Origin of the sequence: Phenylobacterium sp. (genome assembly GCF_965284355.1) — a bacterium.
Lineage (GTDB): Bacteria > Pseudomonadota > Alphaproteobacteria > Caulobacterales > Caulobacteraceae > Phenylobacterium.
Window position 1 is genome coordinate 822,117 of the sequence record NZ_OZ260078.1, and the last position, 17,895, is coordinate 840,011.

Here is a 17,895-nt window from a genome sequence, read left to right on the forward strand (position 1 = left end):
CCCCCGCACCTCAGTCGAAGCTGATCCTCTGCGCCCCGTCGCCCAGCCGGAACAGTGCGGTCTTCGTCACCTTCCCGCGCCGCACGTTGACCTGGTTCTCCTGGTCGTCGTGGGCGTCCTCGAAGAGGTTGGAGTCCACGGTCACCGCCTTCGCGGGCGCCGGGAGCTGGGCGGTGTAGACCAGCTCGACGCTGTCGCCGGCCAGGATCGTGTCGCGGTGCGTCAGGCTCACCCGGTTGCCGTCGGCGTCCCACACCTGGAAGGCGCGCCCGGCATAGGCTTCCAGCGCCTTCACGGCGGCCGGGTCGTCCAGGCTCTGCTGGTCGTCGGGGGCGATCACCGACAGCGCCGGCTCGACGTCGTGAGCGGCCATGCGGTGGCTGATCTTCACCGTCCCGCTCGCCGCGTCGATCTCCATCACCGTGAGCGAAGCATGCCCCCGGTGCGCCAACGCCGCCGCCGGGACGACGAGCATCGCCGCCCCGATCAACGTCGCGAACAGCCTCACTTGGGCGGGTCCGCGGGCTTCGTCGCGGGCAGCGGCGCCAGGCTGTCGGGCGCGACGCGCAGCTCGTTGTCCTTCAGCTTGTTCTCGTCCTCGGGCCGCCCGGGCGACAGCTTCAGCACCTTGGCCGCGCCCGAACCCTCGAAGAGGTTGTTGTCGCGGTCGGCGTCGGCCGTTTCCCACAGGGGGTCCAGCTCGGCGCGCTTCAGGGTCTTGGGCGTCACATACTGCCAGGTCACCTGCTTGGAGTTCCGCCGCCAGATCTCGGCCGGGATGCGCACGGTCTCGGTGGAGCCATCGGTGAAATCCAGCTTCACGATCACCGGCATCACCAGCCCGCCCACGTTCCTGAACGAGAAGCGGTAGAAGGTGTCGGTCTGGTTGCGCGCGACGCGCTCTTCGGTCGTGAGGTCCTCGTCGGCGGACTTTGCCTTCTTGCGCCCCGCGACGGTCGCGTCGTTGCGGTTGATGCTGTCGTAGTAGTCACGGACCTTGGGGTCGCGCTCGGCGTAGGTCGGCTCGGTGTTGCGGCTCTCGGTCAGGCTCGGCGGCTCGGACGCGACGCGGTCGCGTCGCGACTTGGCCAGCGCCTCGGCGTCGGCCGGTTCAAGCTTGGCCGCGACCACGCCGTCCAACGCGATGTCCACGTGGTCGGTCGAGTAGAACCAGCCTCGCCAGAACCAGTCGAGGTCGACGCCGCTCGATTCCTCCATGGTGCGGAAGAAGTCGTAGGGCGTCGGGCCCTTGAAGCGCCAGCGGGTGGCGTAGTCCTTGAACGCCTTGTCGAACAGCTCGCGCCCCAGCACCGTCTCGCGCAGGATCACCAGCGCGGTCGCGGGCTTGCTGTAGGCGTTCGGACCGAACTGCAGCAGCGAGTCCGACTGGGTCATCACCGGAACCTGGTTCTGGCTGACCATGTACTCGACGATGTGGCGCGGCTCGCCGTCGTAGGCCGGGAAGTCCTTGGACCAGCGCTTCTCGGCCTGGAACTCGAGGAAGGTGTTCAGGCCCTCGTCCATCCAGGTCCACTGGCGCTCGTCCGAGTTCACCACCATCGGGAAGTAGGTGTGCCCGATCTCGTGGATCACCACGCCGATCAGGCCGGCCTTGGTGCGCTCGGTGTAGGTGATGTCGCCCGTCTTCTTGTCCTTCACCGGGCGCGGCCCGTTGAAGGTCATCATCGGGTACTCCATCCCGCCGTTGATCGAGTTGATCGATTGGGCCTTGGAGTACGGATAGGGGAAGGCGAAGTCGTTGTAGGTGTCGATCGTGTGGGCGATGGCCTTGGTCGACCAGGCGTCCCAGAGCGGCCGGGCCTCCTTGGGGTAGAAGCTCATCGCCATGACCAGCGGCTGTTCGGCGCTGTCCTGCTTCACGCCCATGGCGTCCCACACGAACTTGCGGCTCGAGGCCCAGGCGAAGTCGCGGACGTTGTTGGCGCGGAACACCCAGGTCTTCACGCCCGTGGCCTTGCCCTTCTCGGCGGCCAGCGCCTCGTCGGGGGTCACGATGTAGACGGGTTCCTTGGCGTTGCGGGCCTGCGCCAGCCGCGACTGCTGTGCCGACGTCAGCACAGCGCCGGGGTTCAGGAGGTCGCCGGTCGAGGCCACCACGTGGTCGTTCGGCACGGTCAGCGCGACCTCGTAGTCGCCGAACTCCAGCGTGAACTCGCCCGAGCCCAGGAAGGCCTTGTTGTGCCAGCCCTCATAGTCCGTGTAGCGCGCCAGACGCGGGAACCACTGGGCGCCCAGGAACAGGCAGTTGCCGTCCTCGCCGGGCTTGGTGAAGCACTCATACCCGTCGCGGCTGCCCACGACCTTGTTCTCGTTCAGCGCATACGACCATTCGACGGTGAAGGTGGTGGACGCGCCCGAGGCCAGCGCCTGCGGCAGGTCCACGCGCATCAGGGTGTCGACCACCGTGTGCGGGATCGTCCGGCCCGAGCCGTCCTTCACCGAGATCAGCTTGAAGCCGCCCTCCCACTCCTTGAACTTCTGCACGCGGCGCAGCTGGTTCAGGCTGATTTCGTTGGCCGAACCCACCGTCGCCGTCCGCTCGGCGATCGAGTCGCGGCGGAAGATGTTCTGGTCCATCAGGAGCCAGAGGTAGGTCAGTCGGTCGGGCGAGTTGTTCTTGTAGGTGATCGTCGCCTTGGCGGTGACGGTCTTGGTCGGCTCGTCCAGGCGGGCCTGGATCTTGTAGTCGACCTTCTGCTGCCAGTAGCGATGGCCCGGGGCCCCGCTGGCGCTGCGATAGTCGGTGGGCGTCGGCCACTCCTCGCCTTCCAGCTGGCGGAAGGCGTCCTTCCAGGGCGCTTTGGTCTGCTCGACCGGGCTCGCCGCCGCCGGCGACACCAGAAACGCGCCGACCACAGCGGCCAACGCGAGCGCAATAATCTTGTTCATGAACGCCCCGAACTGTCGTGATCGTCCATCCCGCCTTTCGGCGAGCTTGGCAAGATCGACCCAGCTCGTGCACGCGCCGTGCGCGACGAACGGGCGTCCGGTGTTCGCGTGACGGGTGCGTTTGGTTGTCCGTAAGGCCTTTCCACGTATCGTCGTTCCATGCCGCGGCTGGCCCGACAATCTGACCCTGGGGGCGAGGCCGACCGGATCCTCGCCAGCATCGGCGCGGCGGTCCATCCGGCCGACGACGGGAGCGGCGGCGCGCCCGTGACGGTGCCGGCCGGCGCGCTGGCTTTGGCGGTCCTCGACGGCGACGGCGGCGTTCGCGGCCATGACGAGCGCTTCGGGCGCTGGTTCGACGCCGGCGACGTCACCCACGCGATCCAAGGCTGGCTCCGCGGCCCCCGCGCGCCCGCGCTCGTTCCCGTCGCCGCCCGCGGCGGGGCCAGTACGGTTATATTGCTGGGCCGTAGCGAGGACGCGCAGGCCTGGAGCCTGCCGCCCGACATGCTGGCGGCCCACGCTCCGGGCGCCTTCGCCGCGCTCGCCTACCGGCCGTTCGAGCAGCGCGACCTGGCCGACCGGGCCCTGGCCAGCTGGCGGCTCACGCCCGTCGAGGCGCGCACCGTCCAGGGTCTGATCTCGGCCGGCGACCTGATCGAGGGCGCCAAGCTGGCCGGCGTGGGCTACGAGACCGCCCGCAAGGCGTTGAAGTTCGCGATGCGCAAGGCCGGCGCGAGCCGCCAGACCGACCTGGTGCGCCTGCTGCACGCCGCGGTCGGCGGCGGCGACCTGCAGCTGGCCCAGGCCGATCAGCTGCGCGAGGCCCTGGGCCTGTCCGAACGCGGCGCCGGCGCCTGCGTTCTGCTGGCCGTGGGCCTGACCCGCGGCGAGGCCGCCGCCACGCTGCGCATCAGCGAGCACGCCATGAAGGACGAGCTCAGCGCCCTGTTCGACCGCTTCGGCCTGCGCAGCGCCACCGACCTGTCGCGGCTCACCACCGAGGCCGTCGTGCTGCTGGGCGTCGCCGGCAATCGCAACCTGACGGCGGGCGCCTCCTGGGGCGCGCTGCGCCCCCTGCGCTTCGTCAATCGCCGGGACCAGGCGGGCCGGATCGCGCTCTCCGACTTCGGCCCCGCCAGCGGCCGGCCCACGCTGCTCTTTCACAGCGCCGCCACGGGCTCGCTGCTGGACCGTCGCCTGGTCCACGCCCTGCAGTCGCGCGGCCTGCGCCCCATCGCCGTCGAGCGCCCCGGCTATGGCCTCACCGACGCGCCCGAGCGCGATCCCGACAACGCGGCGCTCTCTGACCTGCTGACCGTGATGGACGCCTTCGGGCTCAAGAAGGTGCGGCTGCTCTGCCGCGGCGGCGAGGACGCGGCCCTGCGGCTGGGCCTTGCCCATCCCGAGCGGATCGAGCGCGCCGTCCTGATCAACCCCTTCACGCCCTACGCCGTCGACAGCCGGTGGGACGGGTTCATGAACGGGGCCAAGTGGCTGTTCGTGCGCCAGCCGCACATGATCGACGTCCTGGCCCGCTTCCTCGGCAGCCGGCTCAGCCCCCAGACCCTGGAGCGCCTCCTCCGCAACTCGCTGAGCAACAGCGCCGCCGACACCGCCCTGCTGACGGATCGCACCGTCGTCGACGACTATGTGGAGTCCGCCCGCCTGGCGGCCCTGCGTTCCACCTGGGGGTTCACCCACGAACAGCGGGCCTATCTCTCGTGGACGCCGCCCCGTCTTCCCGACGGCTCGGCCTGGACCCGACTGATCGGCGAGCAGGACGTGCTCTACCGCCCGGGCGACGCCGACGCCCTCTGGAACGCGGCCCTGCCCGGCCACCGCCTGATCCGCCGCCCCGACGCCGGGCGGATGCTCCACGCCTCGCACCCCGACCTCGTGGCCGAGGCGCTGCTGGCCTAGCTGAAGGCCGGCGCGAAGCGGATGTTGTCGCGCTCCAGGCCCTTCAGGACCACGTCGATGCCGCCCGACTTGATCATCCACTCCAGGCGGTGGTCGCGGTACTCGCGCTTGAACAGGCCCTGCTCCACCAGTTCGGCGACGTTGGTCATCGAGGCGCCGGCCGAGTTCAGCGCCGCGATGTCGGCCACGCAGGCGGCCACCGACGGCCTCGCGTTGGCCCGCGCCAGCCAGGCGGCGAGCTTGGAGCCTTCGGGCGGCGGATGGCCGTGGCCCACTGAGCCGTTCAGGTACGGGACCACCGACAGGTCGCCCCAGCCGAACGTCTCGCCGTTGAACCACTCGCGCTCGCCCAACTGCTGCTCCAGCCAGGCGAAGAAGCCGTCGGTCTGGGCTTTGGCCGCGGCGAACAGCGCCTCGGCCTTCTCGCCTTCGGCGCGGCGGAACCAGCGGATCTCCGAGAGCCCCCAGTTGATCGCCTCGAAGTGGGTGTCCATCACCTCTTCCAGCATCCGCACGCGGGCCCGCTCGGCCGCAGACTTCGGGCGCATCGCGGGCTCGGGATAGGCGTCGTCCAGGTACTCCAGGATGATGGTGGAATCGAAGATGCGGACGTCGCCGTCCACCAGCGCGGGCACCTCGGCCCGCGGGCTGGCCTCCACGAACGCCCCCTGCGCGCCGCCCGCGCCGAGCCCGCCGGGCATGGGCGCCTCATAGGCCAGCCCCTTCTCCCGCAGCGAGATCTTGACCTTCTGGGCGTAGGGCGAAAACGGGTGGTCGTAGAGCGTGATCATGTCGACAGCGCCTCCGAGAGATCCATCTTCTGCGCGGCCTTCGCCGCCTTGAAGCCCGGGCGGTTCTTCAGCCGGTCCCAGTAGGCCTGGATGGCCGGAGAGAACTTGCCGTCCAGCTTCAGCTGTTTCGCGAGAAGCAGCGCGTAACCCACGGAAATATCAGCGCCGGTGAACCGGCCCGCGCAGAGCCACTCCCGCCCGTCGCCGAGCGCCCGGTCTACGTGGCGCAGGCGGCTGAGGAACCACTGGGCGTAGTCGTCGGCCACCACCTCGGCCTTCCCCGGCTCGAACTGGCGGTAGCGCAGCACCAGGGTCTGCGGGAACGTCAGCGTCGCCTCGCCGAAGTGCAGCCAGTTCAGCCACGCGCCATAGGCCGGATCGTCCACCGCGACGGCGAGGTCGCTGGGACCGTGGCGCGTACAGAGGTACTGCACGATGGCCGCGCTCTCCGACATGAAGGTGTCGCCGTCCTTGAGCGCCGGAATGGTGCCCAGCGGATTGATCTCCAGGTAGCCCGGCTCGCGGACCCTCGGCGGGAAGGGCAGCAGGTGCAGCTCGTAGGGCAGCCCCAACTCCTCCAGCGCCCACAGCGGCCGGAATGAGCGCGCGTCGGGACAGTGCCAGAGCTCGATCACGGTCAGGCGTCCCGCTTGGAGTAGTTCGGCTTGCGCTTCTCCAGGAACGCCTGGACGCCCTCCTGGAAGTCGCCGTCCGAGCTGGCCAGGATCTGGTTGCGGTCCTCCATCGCGATGGCCGCCTCCAGGCCCCCCGCGTCGATGGCGTGGTTCAGCGCCTCCTTCGTCAGGCGCAGACCCAGCGGGGTCGCGTGCAGCATGTCCTCGACGAAGCCCCTGGCCTCGGCCTCCAGCTGGTCAGGCTCGACCACCCGGCTCACCAGGCCCAGCTGATAGGCCCGCTGCGCATCGATGAACCGGCCGGTCAGCATGTACTCGGCGGCCACCGACGAGCCCACCATGCGCGGCAGGAAGTAGCTCACGCCGATATCGCAGGCCGAAAGGCCGATGCGGATGAAGGCCGCGTTCATGCGCATCTTCGGCGTCGCGATCCGCACGTCCGACGCCAGCGCCAGCGCGAAGCCGCCCCCGGCCGCCGCCCCGTTCACGCAGGCGATGATGGGCTGCGGACAGCGGCGCATGGCGATGACGATCTCGCTGATCTCGCGCTGCCGGGTCAGGCCCGCGCCGATCGAGCGGCTGCCCTGCGGGTCGCCGCGCTCCTTCAGATCGAGCCCGGCGCAGAAGGCGGCGCCAGCCCCCTGCAGCACCACCACGCGCACGTCGCGGCGCCAGTAGAGCCCCACGAAGAACTCCCGCAGCTCGGTCACCAGGTTGCGGCTGAGCGCATTCAGCCGTTCGGGCCGGTTCATGGTGGCCCAGACCACCTCGCCTTCTTGGCGCAGTTCCAGGTCGGCCATGATCAGAGTCCTTTCAGCCAGTCGAGCAGGAGGGCGGTCACCTCGTCGGACCGCTCCTGCTGGGTCCAGTGCCCGCAACCGGGCAGGATGTGGACGCCCCGCAGGTCGGTCGCGAACGCCCGCATCAGCGCGCCCGGGTCGGGGATGCGGCCAAACCCGTTGAACGCCGGGTCGCGGTCGCCGCCGATCAACAGCGTCGGCATCTCCAGCTTGCGGTCCTTGAACTGCTGCAGCCAGGCGAAGTCGCGCTCGTGGTTGCGATAGCGGCTGATCGGCCCGCGGAAGCCGGACTGCTCGAACTCGGCCACGTAGTAGTCCAGCTCCTCCTCGGTCAGCCACGCGGGGAACTCGCCGGGATCCATCATCCCTTCCAGCAGGCTGGCGCCGTGCTTCTTGGCCGGCCACGAGCCGTCGGGCGCGTCGCCCGAGATGCCGAAGTAGAACTTGCGCAGGAAGTCGCGGACGTCCTTCTCGGCCTCGGCCTCGGGCGGCCCCACCTCCTGGAACCAGGCCTGGTAGAAGAAGTGGCCCTTGTCGGTGAAGAGCTCCTTGAAGACCTCGCTGAAGGGCTTGTGCGGCACGCCCGTGAAGGGCACCGACAGGCCGGCCACCGCCCTGATCTTGTCGGGCCGCGACAACGCCGTGTTCCAGACGATGGGCGCGCCCCAGTCGTGCCCCATCAGGATCGCCTGGCCGTCGTCCGACAGCGCGTCGATCACACCGGCCACGTCGCCGGTCAGGGCCTCCATGTCGTAGGCCTCGATCGGGTGCGGCTTGTCCGACCCGCCGTAGCCCCGCACGTCGATGGCGGCCACCTGGTAGCCGGCTTTTGCCACAGGCCCGATCTGGTCGCGCCACGAGTACCAGCTCTCGGGGAAGCCGTGGACCATGACCACCAGCGGCCCTTCGCCCTCCACGGCGGCGCGGATCCTGACCTTGCCGGCGTCGACGGTGCGGAATTCCGGCATGGCCTCTGCGCCTCCCAAACAGCTGTTGGGCGCCATGCTTCGTCCGCCCGCGGAGGGCTGGCAAGACTGACCATGCGGCAGGGTTGCATGGGAGTATCGATGGGGGGCGAGCAAGGGAGACGCCGATGAAGACGGTGCTGGTCGCAGGCGCGACAGGCCTGGTGGGCGAGGCGGCCGTGGCGGCCTTCGCGGCGGCCGGGTGGCGGGTGCTGGCCACCTCGCGACGGACGCCCGATCCCATGCCGGACGGCGCGCGCCACATCGCCGTCGATCTCACCGACGCCGACGCCTGCCGCGCGGCGTTCTCGGGGCTGAAGGACGTGACCCACGTCGTCTACGCGGCCCTCTACGAGAAGCCGGGCCTCCTGGCCGGCTGGCGCGAGGCCGACCAGATGGCGACCAACCGCGCTATGCTGCGCAACCTGATGGAGCCGCTGGCCGAGGCGGCCGATCTGCAGCACGTCACCCTGCTCCAGGGCACAAAGGCCTATGGCGCGCACATCCACGCCGTCCCGATTCCCGCGCGCGAACGGGCGCCGCGCGAGGACCACGCCAACTTCTACTGGCTGCAAGAGGACGATCTGAGGTCGAAGGCCGCCGAGCGCGGCTTCGCCTGGACCATCTTCCGGCCCCAGATCATCGTTGGCGCCGCCTGGGGCGCGGCGATGAACCCGCTATTGGCGATCGGCGCCTGGGCCGCCGTGCGCCGGGAGCAGGGCCTCCCGCTCCCCTACCCCGGCGGCGCGCCGCAGGTAATGGAGCTGGTCGATCCTCGCCTCCTGGGCGAAGCTTTCCTCTGGGCCGCCGAAGCCCCGACGGCTGCGAACGAGACGTTCAACATCACCAACGGCGACGTGTTCGCGTGGCCCGAAGTGTGGCCCGCCATCGTCGACGCGCTGGGGATGGAACCCGGCCCGGCCGAACCCATGCGCCTCGCGCCCATCCTGGCGGAGAGCGCCGACGACTGGACCCGTCTCGCCGCGAAGCACGCTCTGCGCCCCATCCCGCTGCCGGCGCTGCTGGGCGAGAGCCACCACTACGCCGATGCGCTGTTGCGGCCCGGCGTCGAAGCCATCGCCCTGCCGATCCTGGTCAGCACCGTGAAGCTGCGGCAGGCCGGTTTCGCCGCCTGCTACGACAGCGAGGACACCCTGCGTCACTGGCTGCAGGTCATGGTCGAGCGGCAGCTGCTTCCGCCGTCAGATCAAACGTAGCGCCCCGACTTGAGGTCGTGCTCGCCGCGTTCGTGGATGATGTTGGCGCGCCCCACCAGAAGGTCGTCGACCGGTCCGATCCGGTCGGCATCCTTGCCCGCGTAGGGCAGCGAGTGCAGCACGTAGCGCATGGCGTTCAGCCGGGCGCGCTTCTTGTCGTCCGACTTCACCACCGTCCAGGGCGAGTCCGCGGTGTCGGTGTGGAAGAACATCGCTTCCTTGGCGCGCGTGTAATCGTCCCACTTGTCGAGTGAGGCCAGGTCGACCGGCGACAGCTTCCACTGCTTCAGCGGGTGCACCTGGCGTTCCTTAAAGCGCCGACGCTGCTCGTCCCGGCTGACCGAGAACCAGAACTTGATCAGGTGGATCCCGCTGCGCACCAGGTTGCGCTCGAACTCCGGCGCCTGGCGCAGAAACTCGTCGTACTCGGCCGGCGTGCAGAAGCCCATGACGCGCTCGACGCCGGCGCGGTTGTACCAACTGCGGTCGAACAGCACGATCTCGCCGGCCGTCGGCAGGTGCTGCACGTAGCGCTGGAAGTACCACTGGCCGCGCTCGACCTCGCTGGGCTTTTCGAGGGCCACCACGCGCGCGCCACGCGGGTTGAGATGCTCCATCACGCGCTTGATCGCGCCGCCTTTCCCCGCCGCGTCGCGGCCCTCGAACAGGATCACCACCCGCTGGCGCGACGTCTTCACCCAGGCCTGCAGCTTGAGGAGTTCGGTCTGGAGAACGAACTTCTGCTCCTCGTAGTCCCGGCGCAGCATCTTGTATTTGTAGGGATAACCCCCGCGCCGCCAATCCTCGGCCAGGTCGTCGCGGGTGCTGCGCGGGACCTTGGCCTTCGCCGGCAGGTCCAGCGCCCTGCGCAGCTTCGCCGCATCGTCCGGCGAGTCGCCGTCCAGGATCGACGCGACAGCGTCGCCGGCCGCGCCGATCGATCGCAGCGCCACAAGCTCGGCCTCCTGTGCGGCGTCGACCGCCTCGGACACCGTGATCCGGGCCACGTCGTCCGCGGTGAGCTCCGCCACCGGCGCGATGTGGGTCGGCGACCCGCCTGCAACGGCTCTCCGAGTGCTGGTCATTGATGCGGCCCTCCTCGCTCCCGAATGAACTCGTTTGCCGTCCTGCGAGCCTGGCTTCCTTGATCTGGATCATGATCCGGACGCCCGGCGGTGACGGGGCGTCACCGTTGACCTGCTCCTCCCCCAGGCGAACAGTCGCCGCCCAAAAGGGAGGAGCGCCCATGGTCTCGCTGGCCGAAAAGAGCGCCGCGTTCGAACACACGCTGGTGACGGTGGAGGACCACGTCGCCACCATCACGCTGAACCGGCCACACCGTCGCAACGCGTTGAACTACCCGGCTTACGACGAGCTGGAACAGAGCCTGCGGACGGCCGCCGCCGACCCCGACGTGCGCTGCGTGATCCTCACCGGCGCCGACCCCGCCTTCTGCTCGGGCGACGACGTCGGCGAGATCATGGCCGGTCCCAAGCCCGTGTCGCGCGCCCCGATGCCGGTGACCTTCAGCGCCACGCCCGCGGCGATCGCGGCCCTGGAGTGCGACAAGCCGATCATCGCCGCGGTCAACGGCGCGGCCGTCGGCTGGGGCATGGAGCTGGCGCTGTTCGCCGACATCCGCCTGGCGTCCGAGAAGGCGAAGTTCGGCGAGCTGTTCGTCAAGCGCGGCCTGGTCTGCGACGTGGGCGGCTTCTACCGGCTGCCGGCCATTGTGGGCCCCGCCAAGGCCGCCGAACTCCTGTTCACCGGCGATATCTTCGACGCCGCCGAGGCGCTGCGCATCGGCCTCGTCAGCCAGGTGACCGCCCACGGCGACCTGTTGCCCAAGGCCCGCGATCTGGCCGGCCGTATCGCCGCCAATCCGCCGCTGGCCGTACGCCACCTGAAGGCGGGCCTCAGCAAGTACGCCTACGGCGACCCGCGCGAGATCGGGGCCTGGGCCATCGAGAAGATCCGCCTCCTGATGCAGACCGAAGACCACAAGGAAGGCGTCGCCAGCTTCCTCGAGAAGCGCCAACCCGTGTTCCAGGGACGTTGAAGATCATGACCACCCGATCCGTCGCCGGCTCCGTCGTCCTGGTCACCGGGGCCGCCTCCGGCATGGGCCGCGCCACCGCCGAGGTGTTCGCCGCCGAAGGGGCGCATGTGGCCGTGACCGACCTCAAGCTCGAGACCTGCGGCCCCGTCGCCGAGGCCATCCGCCAGTCCGGCGGCAGCGCCGAGGCGTGGGCGCTGGATGTCTCGGACCCCCAGGCGATCCAGGACGTCGTCGACTCCGTCGCCCTGAAGTTCGGCCGCCTCGACGCCATCGTGAACAACGCCGGCATTTCCGCCTTTTCGCCCATCGATTCAGAGAATTACGACGAGGTCTGGAGCCGCGCCATGAGCGTGCTGGTGACCTCGCACCAGCGGATCATCCGCGCCGCGTTGCCCTACCTGCGCCAGTCGCCGGCCGGCCGCATCGTCAACATCGCCTCGACCGAAGCCCTGGGCGCCACCAGCCGCGACAGCCCGTATTCGGCGGCCAAGGCGGCAGTCACCGGCCTCACGCGGGCGCTGGCGGTCGAGTTGGGCCCGGAGGGGATCACGGTGAACTGCATCTGCCCGGGTCCGATCCTCACCGGGATGACCGACGCCATCCCCGACGCCGACAAGCAGACCTACGCGCGGCGGCGCACCGCCATGCGCCGCTACGGCCGACCCGAGGAGGTCGCGCACATGACGCTCAGCCTGTGCCTGCCCGCGGCGTCCTACATCACCGGCGTCACGATCCCGGTGGACGGCGGCCTGATGGCGCGGAACGCCTGAGGTCGCGCCCCTTACGCCGCGGCGAGGGCGCCGCGGCGACGCAGGATCGCGCCGGCCGCGCCGAAGCCCACGATCATCAGCGCCCAGCTGGTCGGCTCCGGCACCGCCGTGGCCGAGAAGTTGGCGCCGGAAGAGGCGCGGAAGTCCCGCAGCTGGCGCGTGCCGTTCGATCCGGTGATCGCCGCTTGCTGCGACAGGCCCGAGAACGAGAAGCCCAGGTCCCCGTCGATCAGCTTGTTCATCGGGATGACGCTGGACGCCAGCGTCACGGTCCCGCCGGTCAGGCCGTACGAGTCGGCGAAGCCGCCCGAAGAGCCGCCCACCGAGAGCCAGCCGTTCGTAAACGTCCCGCTCAGCAGATTCGCGCCGGTATTGAACGTGGTCCCGTAGGCCGTCACCGGGCCGGCGCCGGTGTACTTGAAGGCGAACGAACCGTTCAGACCGCTCTGGCGGATCGGAACGCTGGCGGTCAGTTGCGTCGCCGGGCCCGTGGGCGCCGTCGCGTTGAACAGCAGCTGCCCCTGAAGGCCCATGACGCCGGCGTCGTTGAAATTGAAGATGACGTTGACCCACTGGGCGCTGGCCGCGCCGATCTGCGCGGCCGAGGCGTTGGCCGCTAGGGTCGAGTTCGTGAACAGCCGGCCGCCATTCCCGCCGACGCCGTCCCAGGCGAAGGTCTTGCCGCCGCCCACCTGCGTGTAGCTCGCGATCTGGACCACCGTCGCGGCGTTCGCGCCCGCTGCGAAACCGCCAACCGAAGCCAGCACCGCGGCGGCGACCATCGCCTTCATCATCGCACCCATCACTAACCCCTTTCGGCCGCTAAGGGCCGTGAAACTGTCAGGAGACGGGTGCGCTCCCGGGGCCGTTCGCCACGGGACAGAACGCCGCCTCCCCTTGGTTGCGAGTATGTGCGACGCAGCAAAGCGAACAATCTGGCGTGACGGTGGGGGCCGACCCCTAACTTTCGATCAGGATGGGCACGCCGCGGCGCCTGCTCCAGACTGCGCCCGAACGAGGGGACAGGCTTGAGCGGCAGGGGACTCTTCTACGTCAGAAGCACGCGGCTGGTGGCCGGCGCCCGCGCCGTCCTGGTGGGGTTCCTGGCCGTGGGCGTCATGTTCGGCCCAGACGCGCCCAGCCTTGAAGGCGACCTGGTGCGCCCCCTCATCGGCGGATACCTCGCCTATAGCCTCATCGTGCTGGCCGTCTCGCGCAGCCGGCGCTTCGCCTACCGGGTCCTGCGCCAGCCCCTGATCCCGACCGTGATCGACCTGGGGGTCTTCACCGCGCTCTTCTACATGACGACCGGCGCGGAGAGCCCGTTCTTCAGCCCGCTGGTCTTTCTGATCGTCAGCGCCACGATCCAGTGGGGGTCGCGCGGCGCGCTGTTGATGAGCCTGACGATCCTGGCAGTGTTCCTGCCGGCCGGTTGGTCGGCGGCTCTGGGCGCGAACCACGACGACGCCGCCGCCCTCTCATGGATCGTCCGGCTCGGCTACATCGTGATGGTGACGGTCCTCCTCACCGGCTTCGGCCATCACTTCGAACGATTGGTCGAAGAGCTCTCGCGCATGGCCAATCCGGTGGACACAGGCTTCGACGAGGCCGGGCCGCCCACCCGAGAGGCGCTGGACCATGCGCTCGATCTCTTCCGCACCCGCCGCGGCATGGTCCTGTGGACCGAAGGCGACGAGCCCTATCTGAACGTGATCGAGGCCGATGCCGGCCAGTACGCCAAACGTGTCCTGCCGCCCGGGGGCGACGACTGGCTGGTGGCGCCGCGGCTGGAGGGCTCGGTGTTCCTTTATGATCGCGCCAGCGACATGGCGATCACCCGGCCGGACGGCCGATCCCGCATCGTGAGGGGCCCGCCGGTCGCGCCGTCGCTACTGGAGACCCTGTCGTTCGAGAGGATGCTGGTGCTGCCGATCCGCGCCGATCCGATCGACGGCGTGATCCTGGTGCTGGACCAGGAAGAACCGGCCACCGAGGACCTGGCGTTCGGCACGATGGTCAGCGCCCAGATCTCGGTCGGCCTACAGCGCTGGCACGCCCAGATGACCCATCGCGCCACCGCCGCCAACGCCGAGCGGGTGCGACTGTCGCGCGACCTGCATGATGGCGTGCTCCAGTTCCTCGCGGGGGCCGCGCTGCAGCTCGAGGGCCTGCTGCGCGCCGGCAACCTTCCGGTGGCGGCCAAGGTACGGCTGCTGGGCCTGCGACAGGCCCTGACCGAGGAACAGCGCGAGCTACGGACCTTCATCACCGCCATGCGCCCGGCCCGGTCCGGAGAGCCGCCGAAGCCGATCGACCTGCGGGAGGAGCTGGAGGAACTGGCCGATCATCTCTCGCGCTACTGGAACATCTGCGTGCTGGCTGAACTGGCGTCGGATAGCCCGATGGTGTCGACCCAGGTCGCGTACGACATCGGCCGCATCGTTCGCGAGGCGGTGGCCAACGCCGTGCGCCACGGACTGGCCCGCAACGTCACGATCAAGACCAAGACCGCGCACGGCCGCCTCGATCTGGAGATCATCGACGACGGTCAGGGCTTCGGGTTCCAGGGCGAGATGATGGACGAGGATCTCAGGAAAGCCGCCGTCGGGCCGCGTTCGCTCCAGGAGCGCGCCAGGGCCATGGGCGGGCGCGTGCGGTTGGCCAGCACCCCGCGCGGCGCCCGCGTCGGCATCGACCTGCCGCTGGAGAAGATGGCCGCATGACCACCCTGCTGATCGCCGACGATCACCCCCTGATGCGCGACGCCGTGGCAGGTCTCTTCGGTGCGCCCTACGAGGTCGTGGAGCGCTGCTCGGACGGGCTTCAGGCTCAGGCGGCGATCCTGGCCCTGCAACCCGATGTCGCGATCCTGGACGTCCAGATGCCGGCGCTCACCGGCTTGGACCTGTTGCGCCAGGCCCGGGCCGAGGGTTGGCGCTGCAAGATCATCCTCCTCACCGCCGGGCTCGAGCCCAAGCCCCTGGTCGAAGCGGTGAAACTGAAGGTCGATGGCCTGGTCCTGAAGGACGCCGGGGGCGAGATGCTGCTGCGCTGCGTCGAGGCCGTGCTCGGCGGCGGCCAGTGGATCGACAAGGAGGCCATGAAGCAGGTGATGACCATGCTCGCGCAGTCGCCGGCGCCGACCGCCGACCTGACCCCCCGCGAGCGCGATGTGGTGCGCCAGGTGGCCCAGGGTCAGCGGAACAAGGAGATCGCCCGTAGCCTGGGGATCTCGGAGGGCACCGTGAAGATGCACCTGCATAACCTCTACGAGAAGCTGGGGGTGTCCTCCCGCACCGAGCTCGCGCTTCTGGCCAAGGAGCAGGGCCTCGATTGAGCCGTTGACGGCCACGCTGCGTCGCGTAACGCGTTAGCCATGCTGCGTCTCGCCCCCCTCACGGTCTGCCTCGTCCTGGCCCTGGCGTCATCGGCCTGCGCTCAGACCTACAAGACGCCCCGCACCGCCCTGGGCCAGCCCGACCTCCAGGGACTGTGGGACAACGACAGCATGACCCGGCTGCAGCGGCCCAAGGCGTTCAAGGCCCTCGTCGCCACGCCGGATGAGGTCGCCGCGTTCGAGGGCAAGGGCTTCGCGCGCTTCGACAAGGTGATCGCCCCCGTCAGCCCCGACGAACCGCCTCCACCGCCGGACGGCGTCACCGACGACGACCGCTTCGAGCGCCCGCAGGGGCTGGCCCGCGTGCGCGGCGAGGCGCGCAGCTCGCAGATCGTCGACCCCGCCGACGGCCGCCTGCCCTACACGCCCGCCGCCAAGGCCGCCGCCGACAAGGCGCTGGCCGACGAGGAAGTCTACGATCACCCCGAGGCGCGGCCCTTCGACGAGCGCTGCCTGCTGGGCGGCGGCGGCGGGGTCGCGGCCCCGATCATCAACCGCCATCACATCCTGATCGTGCAGACCGCCGAGCACGTCGTGCTGTTCGGCGAGCAGAACCACGAGGCCCGCATCGTGCGGATGATGGACCGCAAGCCGCTGCCCGCCGCCATGGCCCCCTGGATGGGCGATTCCGTGGGCCGCTGGGACGGCGACACCCTGGTGGTGGAAACGACGGGTCTCAGCCCCAACGACCGCTGGCGCTGGAATTCGGGCGACTGGATCATGCTGACGACCCGCGCGAAGATCGTCGAGCGCTTCCGGCGCATCGCCCCGGACGAGATCCTCTACACCTTCGAGGTCGACGATCCCGGCGCCTACACCCAGGTCTGGCGCGGCGAGCACCCTATGCGCGCCACCAGCGTCCCGATCTTCGAGTACGCCTGCCACGAGGGGAACTACGCGCTCACCAACATCCTGGCGGGCGGCCGCGTGAAGGACCGCGAGGCCGCGGCCACGCCGGCCGCCGCCCGTTAGGCGTCCAGGCGGAAATAGACGCTGTCGCACCATTCTCCGCCGACGCACCACGTCCGCTGTGCCCGACCCGTCTCTCGGAACCCCGCCCCCGCCAACAGCGCCAGGCTGGCCGTGTTGCGCGGATCGACGTCGGCGGTGAGGTGGTCGGTCCGGTTCGCGAAGGCGTAGCTCACGAACGCCCCCAGGGCCTCGCGCGCATAGCCCTGGCCCCAGTGCGGGCGGCCGATCAGATAGCCGATCTCGGGCAGCCGCCAGGCCCCTAGCTTGCCGATGGCCTCGCCGTCCTTCTCGACGATGAAGTCGTCGCTGGTCTCGGGCGGCGCGGCGATCATGCCGTCGAGCCAGTCACGGGTGGTCGCCAGGTCCGCGTGCGGCGGCGTGGACCAGAACCGCATGGTCTCAGCGTCCGACATCATGGCGTGCAGGGCCGCCAGGTCGTCGGGCCGCGCCTTGCGCAGCACCAGCCGCTCGGTGCGCAGGACGACGCTCATCAGCTCCCCGTGAACTTGCCCGGCCGCTTCTCGCGGAAGGCGGCGAGGCCCTCACGGTAGTCCTGGCTGGACGTCGCCAGCAGGAACTGGTCGCGGTCCATGTAGATCGAGGCCTGGGCGGTGGCCTGGGTGATTGCGTTGACCGCCTCCTTGGTCATCCGGATCGGCAGGGGCGGCAGGGCGGCCACCTTGTCGGCCCAGCGGCGGGCGGCCACGACGGCCTCGCCCTTCCCCACGCCCTCGTCGGCGAAACCCCAGTTCAGGCAGGTCGCGGTGTCCACCGCCTCGCCGAACATCACGAACTGCTTGGCCCGTGACGGCCCCACCAGCGCCGCGATCTTGGGGATGGAGCGCCAGCTCATGTTCATGCCCAGCGGCACCTCCGGCAGACGCAGGTACGCGCCCTCGCCCATCACCCGGAAGTCGCAGCTGATCACCAGCGCCGCCCCGCCGCCGATGCAGTAGCCCTCGATGGCCGCGATGGTCACCGCCTCGATCTCGCTCCACGCGCGGCACATGTCGGGCCCGGCCATCACCGCGCGGCGGCTTTCGATCAGGCTCAGCGACGTCCGCTGCTGGCTGGCGTTGAGGTCGGCGCCGGCCGAGAAGTAGTTGTCGGCGCCCTTCAGGATCACCGCCCGTACGTCGGTCCGCAGCCGCAGCAGCCCCGCCGCCTCGGTCAGCTCCTCCATGAGCTCGCCGTTCAGGGCGTTGCGCGCCTCGGGGCGGTTCAGGGCCACCTCGACGATGTGCTCCCGCCGCTCGACGCGGATCGTCCGCCACGGATGATCGAACAGCCTGTCGGTCACACTCGCCTCCCTCGATTTGGCCCCATCTTGGAACGGAGCCGCCCCTGGGCGGTAGCCCCAATGACCAGGGCCTGACGCGCGATCTCGGGCGCCCCATCAACTGGAACGTCATGGCCGGGCTTGTCCCGGCCACCCAGAAGCGCCGTCGTCTGCCAG

Annotated in this window: 17 protein-coding genes; 7 read left to right on the top strand and 10 right to left on the bottom strand. The window is 69.8% G+C overall.

Annotated features, from left to right (window positions below; all coding sequences use genetic code 11):
• Positions 1-10: 10 nt before the first annotated feature.
• Positions 11-508 (bottom strand): DUF6702 family protein, encoded by a 498-nt coding sequence (locus tag ACQ66R_RS04120; protein ID WP_430419481.1) that lies wholly within the window; start codon positions 506-508, stop codon positions 11-13.
• Positions 505-2,910 (bottom strand): M1 family metallopeptidase, encoded by a 2,406-nt coding sequence (locus tag ACQ66R_RS04125; RefSeq protein ID WP_430419483.1) that lies wholly within the window; start codon positions 2,908-2,910, stop codon positions 505-507. The genes ACQ66R_RS04120 and ACQ66R_RS04125 overlap by 4 nt, the downstream gene beginning before the upstream one ends.
• 159 nt (positions 2,911-3,069) lie before the next feature.
• Here ACQ66R_RS04125 and ACQ66R_RS04130 point away from each other — a divergent pair, with 159 nt between their 5' ends.
• Positions 3,070-4,833 (top strand): alpha/beta fold hydrolase, encoded by a 1,764-nt coding sequence (locus ACQ66R_RS04130; protein WP_430419485.1) that lies wholly within the window; start codon positions 3,070-3,072, stop codon positions 4,831-4,833.
• On the opposite strand, the gene ACQ66R_RS04135 is transcribed toward ACQ66R_RS04130, so the two are convergent.
• From ACQ66R_RS04135 to ACQ66R_RS04150, 4 genes are read right to left on the bottom strand one after another with little or no spacing between them, the layout of a single operon-like run.
• Positions 4,830-5,624: a glutathione S-transferase family protein gene (locus tag ACQ66R_RS04135; RefSeq protein ID WP_430419487.1), complete on the bottom strand. Its 795-nt coding sequence runs from the start codon at positions 5,622-5,624 to the stop codon at positions 4,830-4,832. The genes ACQ66R_RS04130 and ACQ66R_RS04135 overlap by 4 nt on opposite strands.
• Entirely contained in the window at positions 5,621-6,259 is a 639-nt protein-coding gene (locus tag ACQ66R_RS04140) for a glutathione S-transferase family protein (protein ID WP_430419489.1), read from the bottom strand. Before ACQ66R_RS04140 ends, ACQ66R_RS04135 begins: the two co-directional genes overlap by 4 nt.
• A 2-nt stretch (positions 6,260-6,261) precedes the next feature.
• On the bottom strand, positions 6,262-7,059 hold the full coding sequence (locus ACQ66R_RS04145; protein WP_430419491.1) for an enoyl-CoA hydratase/isomerase family protein: 798 nt from the start codon (positions 7,057-7,059) through the stop codon (positions 6,262-6,264).
• Positions 7,060-7,061: 2 nt separating this feature from the next.
• Entirely contained in the window at positions 7,062-8,027 is a 966-nt protein-coding gene (locus tag ACQ66R_RS04150; protein WP_430419493.1) for an alpha/beta fold hydrolase, read from the bottom strand.
• A 125-nt stretch (positions 8,028-8,152) separates the two neighbouring features.
• Here ACQ66R_RS04150 and ACQ66R_RS04155 point away from each other — a divergent pair, with 125 nt between their 5' ends.
• Positions 8,153-9,241: an SDR family oxidoreductase gene (locus tag ACQ66R_RS04155; protein WP_430419495.1), complete on the top strand. Its 1,089-nt coding sequence runs from the start codon at positions 8,153-8,155 to the stop codon at positions 9,239-9,241.
• Here the strand turns inward: ACQ66R_RS04155 and ppk2 are convergent.
• The gene (ppk2, locus tag ACQ66R_RS04160) at positions 9,232-10,326 is read right to left on the bottom strand and encodes a polyphosphate kinase 2 (RefSeq protein ID WP_430419497.1); all 1,095 of its coding nucleotides are present in this window, start codon (positions 10,324-10,326) and stop codon (positions 9,232-9,234) included. The two genes, ACQ66R_RS04155 and ppk2, sit on opposite strands and share 10 nt — an antisense overlap.
• Before the next feature lie 161 nt (positions 10,327-10,487).
• On the opposite strand from ppk2, the gene ACQ66R_RS04165 reads away from it, so the two are divergent.
• Both ACQ66R_RS04165 and ACQ66R_RS04170 read left to right on the top strand, forming a co-directional pair.
• Entirely contained in the window at positions 10,488-11,300 is an 813-nt protein-coding gene (locus ACQ66R_RS04165; protein ID WP_430419499.1) for an enoyl-CoA hydratase/isomerase family protein, read from the top strand.
• 5 nt (positions 11,301-11,305) lie between these two features.
• Positions 11,306-12,070, top strand: a complete 765-nt coding sequence (locus ACQ66R_RS04170) for an SDR family NAD(P)-dependent oxidoreductase (RefSeq protein ID WP_430419501.1) — start codon at positions 11,306-11,308, stop codon at positions 12,068-12,070.
• An 11-nt stretch (positions 12,071-12,081) separates the two neighbouring features.
• Here ACQ66R_RS04170 and ACQ66R_RS04175 read toward each other — a convergent pair whose 3' ends face one another.
• Entirely contained in the window at positions 12,082-12,873 is a 792-nt protein-coding gene (locus tag ACQ66R_RS04175) for a PEPxxWA-CTERM sorting domain-containing protein (protein ID WP_430419503.1), read from the bottom strand.
• A gap of 225 nt (positions 12,874-13,098) precedes the next feature.
• Between ACQ66R_RS04175 and ACQ66R_RS04180 the strand changes: the two genes are divergently transcribed.
• Genes ACQ66R_RS04180 through ACQ66R_RS04190 form a run of 3 tightly spaced genes read left to right on the top strand, consistent with a single transcriptional unit; the run spans position 13,099 to position 16,439 of the window.
• Positions 13,099-14,793 (top strand): sensor histidine kinase, encoded by a 1,695-nt coding sequence (locus ACQ66R_RS04180; RefSeq protein WP_430419505.1) that lies wholly within the window; start codon positions 13,099-13,101, stop codon positions 14,791-14,793.
• On the top strand, positions 14,790-15,407 hold the full coding sequence (locus ACQ66R_RS04185; RefSeq protein WP_430419507.1) for a LuxR C-terminal-related transcriptional regulator: 618 nt from the start codon (positions 14,790-14,792) through the stop codon (positions 15,405-15,407). The genes ACQ66R_RS04180 and ACQ66R_RS04185 overlap by 4 nt, the downstream gene beginning before the upstream one ends.
• A 39-nt stretch (positions 15,408-15,446) precedes the next feature.
• Positions 15,447-16,439: a hypothetical protein gene (locus tag ACQ66R_RS04190; protein WP_430419508.1), complete on the top strand. Its 993-nt coding sequence runs from the start codon at positions 15,447-15,449 to the stop codon at positions 16,437-16,439.
• On the opposite strand, the gene ACQ66R_RS04195 is transcribed toward ACQ66R_RS04190, so the two are convergent.
• Together ACQ66R_RS04195 and ACQ66R_RS04200 are read right to left on the bottom strand one after the other, a co-directional pair.
• Complete coding sequence (locus ACQ66R_RS04195; RefSeq protein ID WP_430419509.1) at positions 16,436-16,930, bottom strand: GNAT family N-acetyltransferase; 495 nt, start codon at positions 16,928-16,930, stop codon at positions 16,436-16,438. The genes ACQ66R_RS04190 and ACQ66R_RS04195 overlap by 4 nt on opposite strands.
• Entirely contained in the window at positions 16,930-17,739 is an 810-nt protein-coding gene (locus ACQ66R_RS04200) for an enoyl-CoA hydratase/isomerase family protein (RefSeq protein WP_430419511.1), read from the bottom strand. Before ACQ66R_RS04200 ends, ACQ66R_RS04195 begins: the two co-directional genes overlap by 1 nt.
• Between the last annotated feature and the right edge of the window lie 156 nt (positions 17,740-17,895).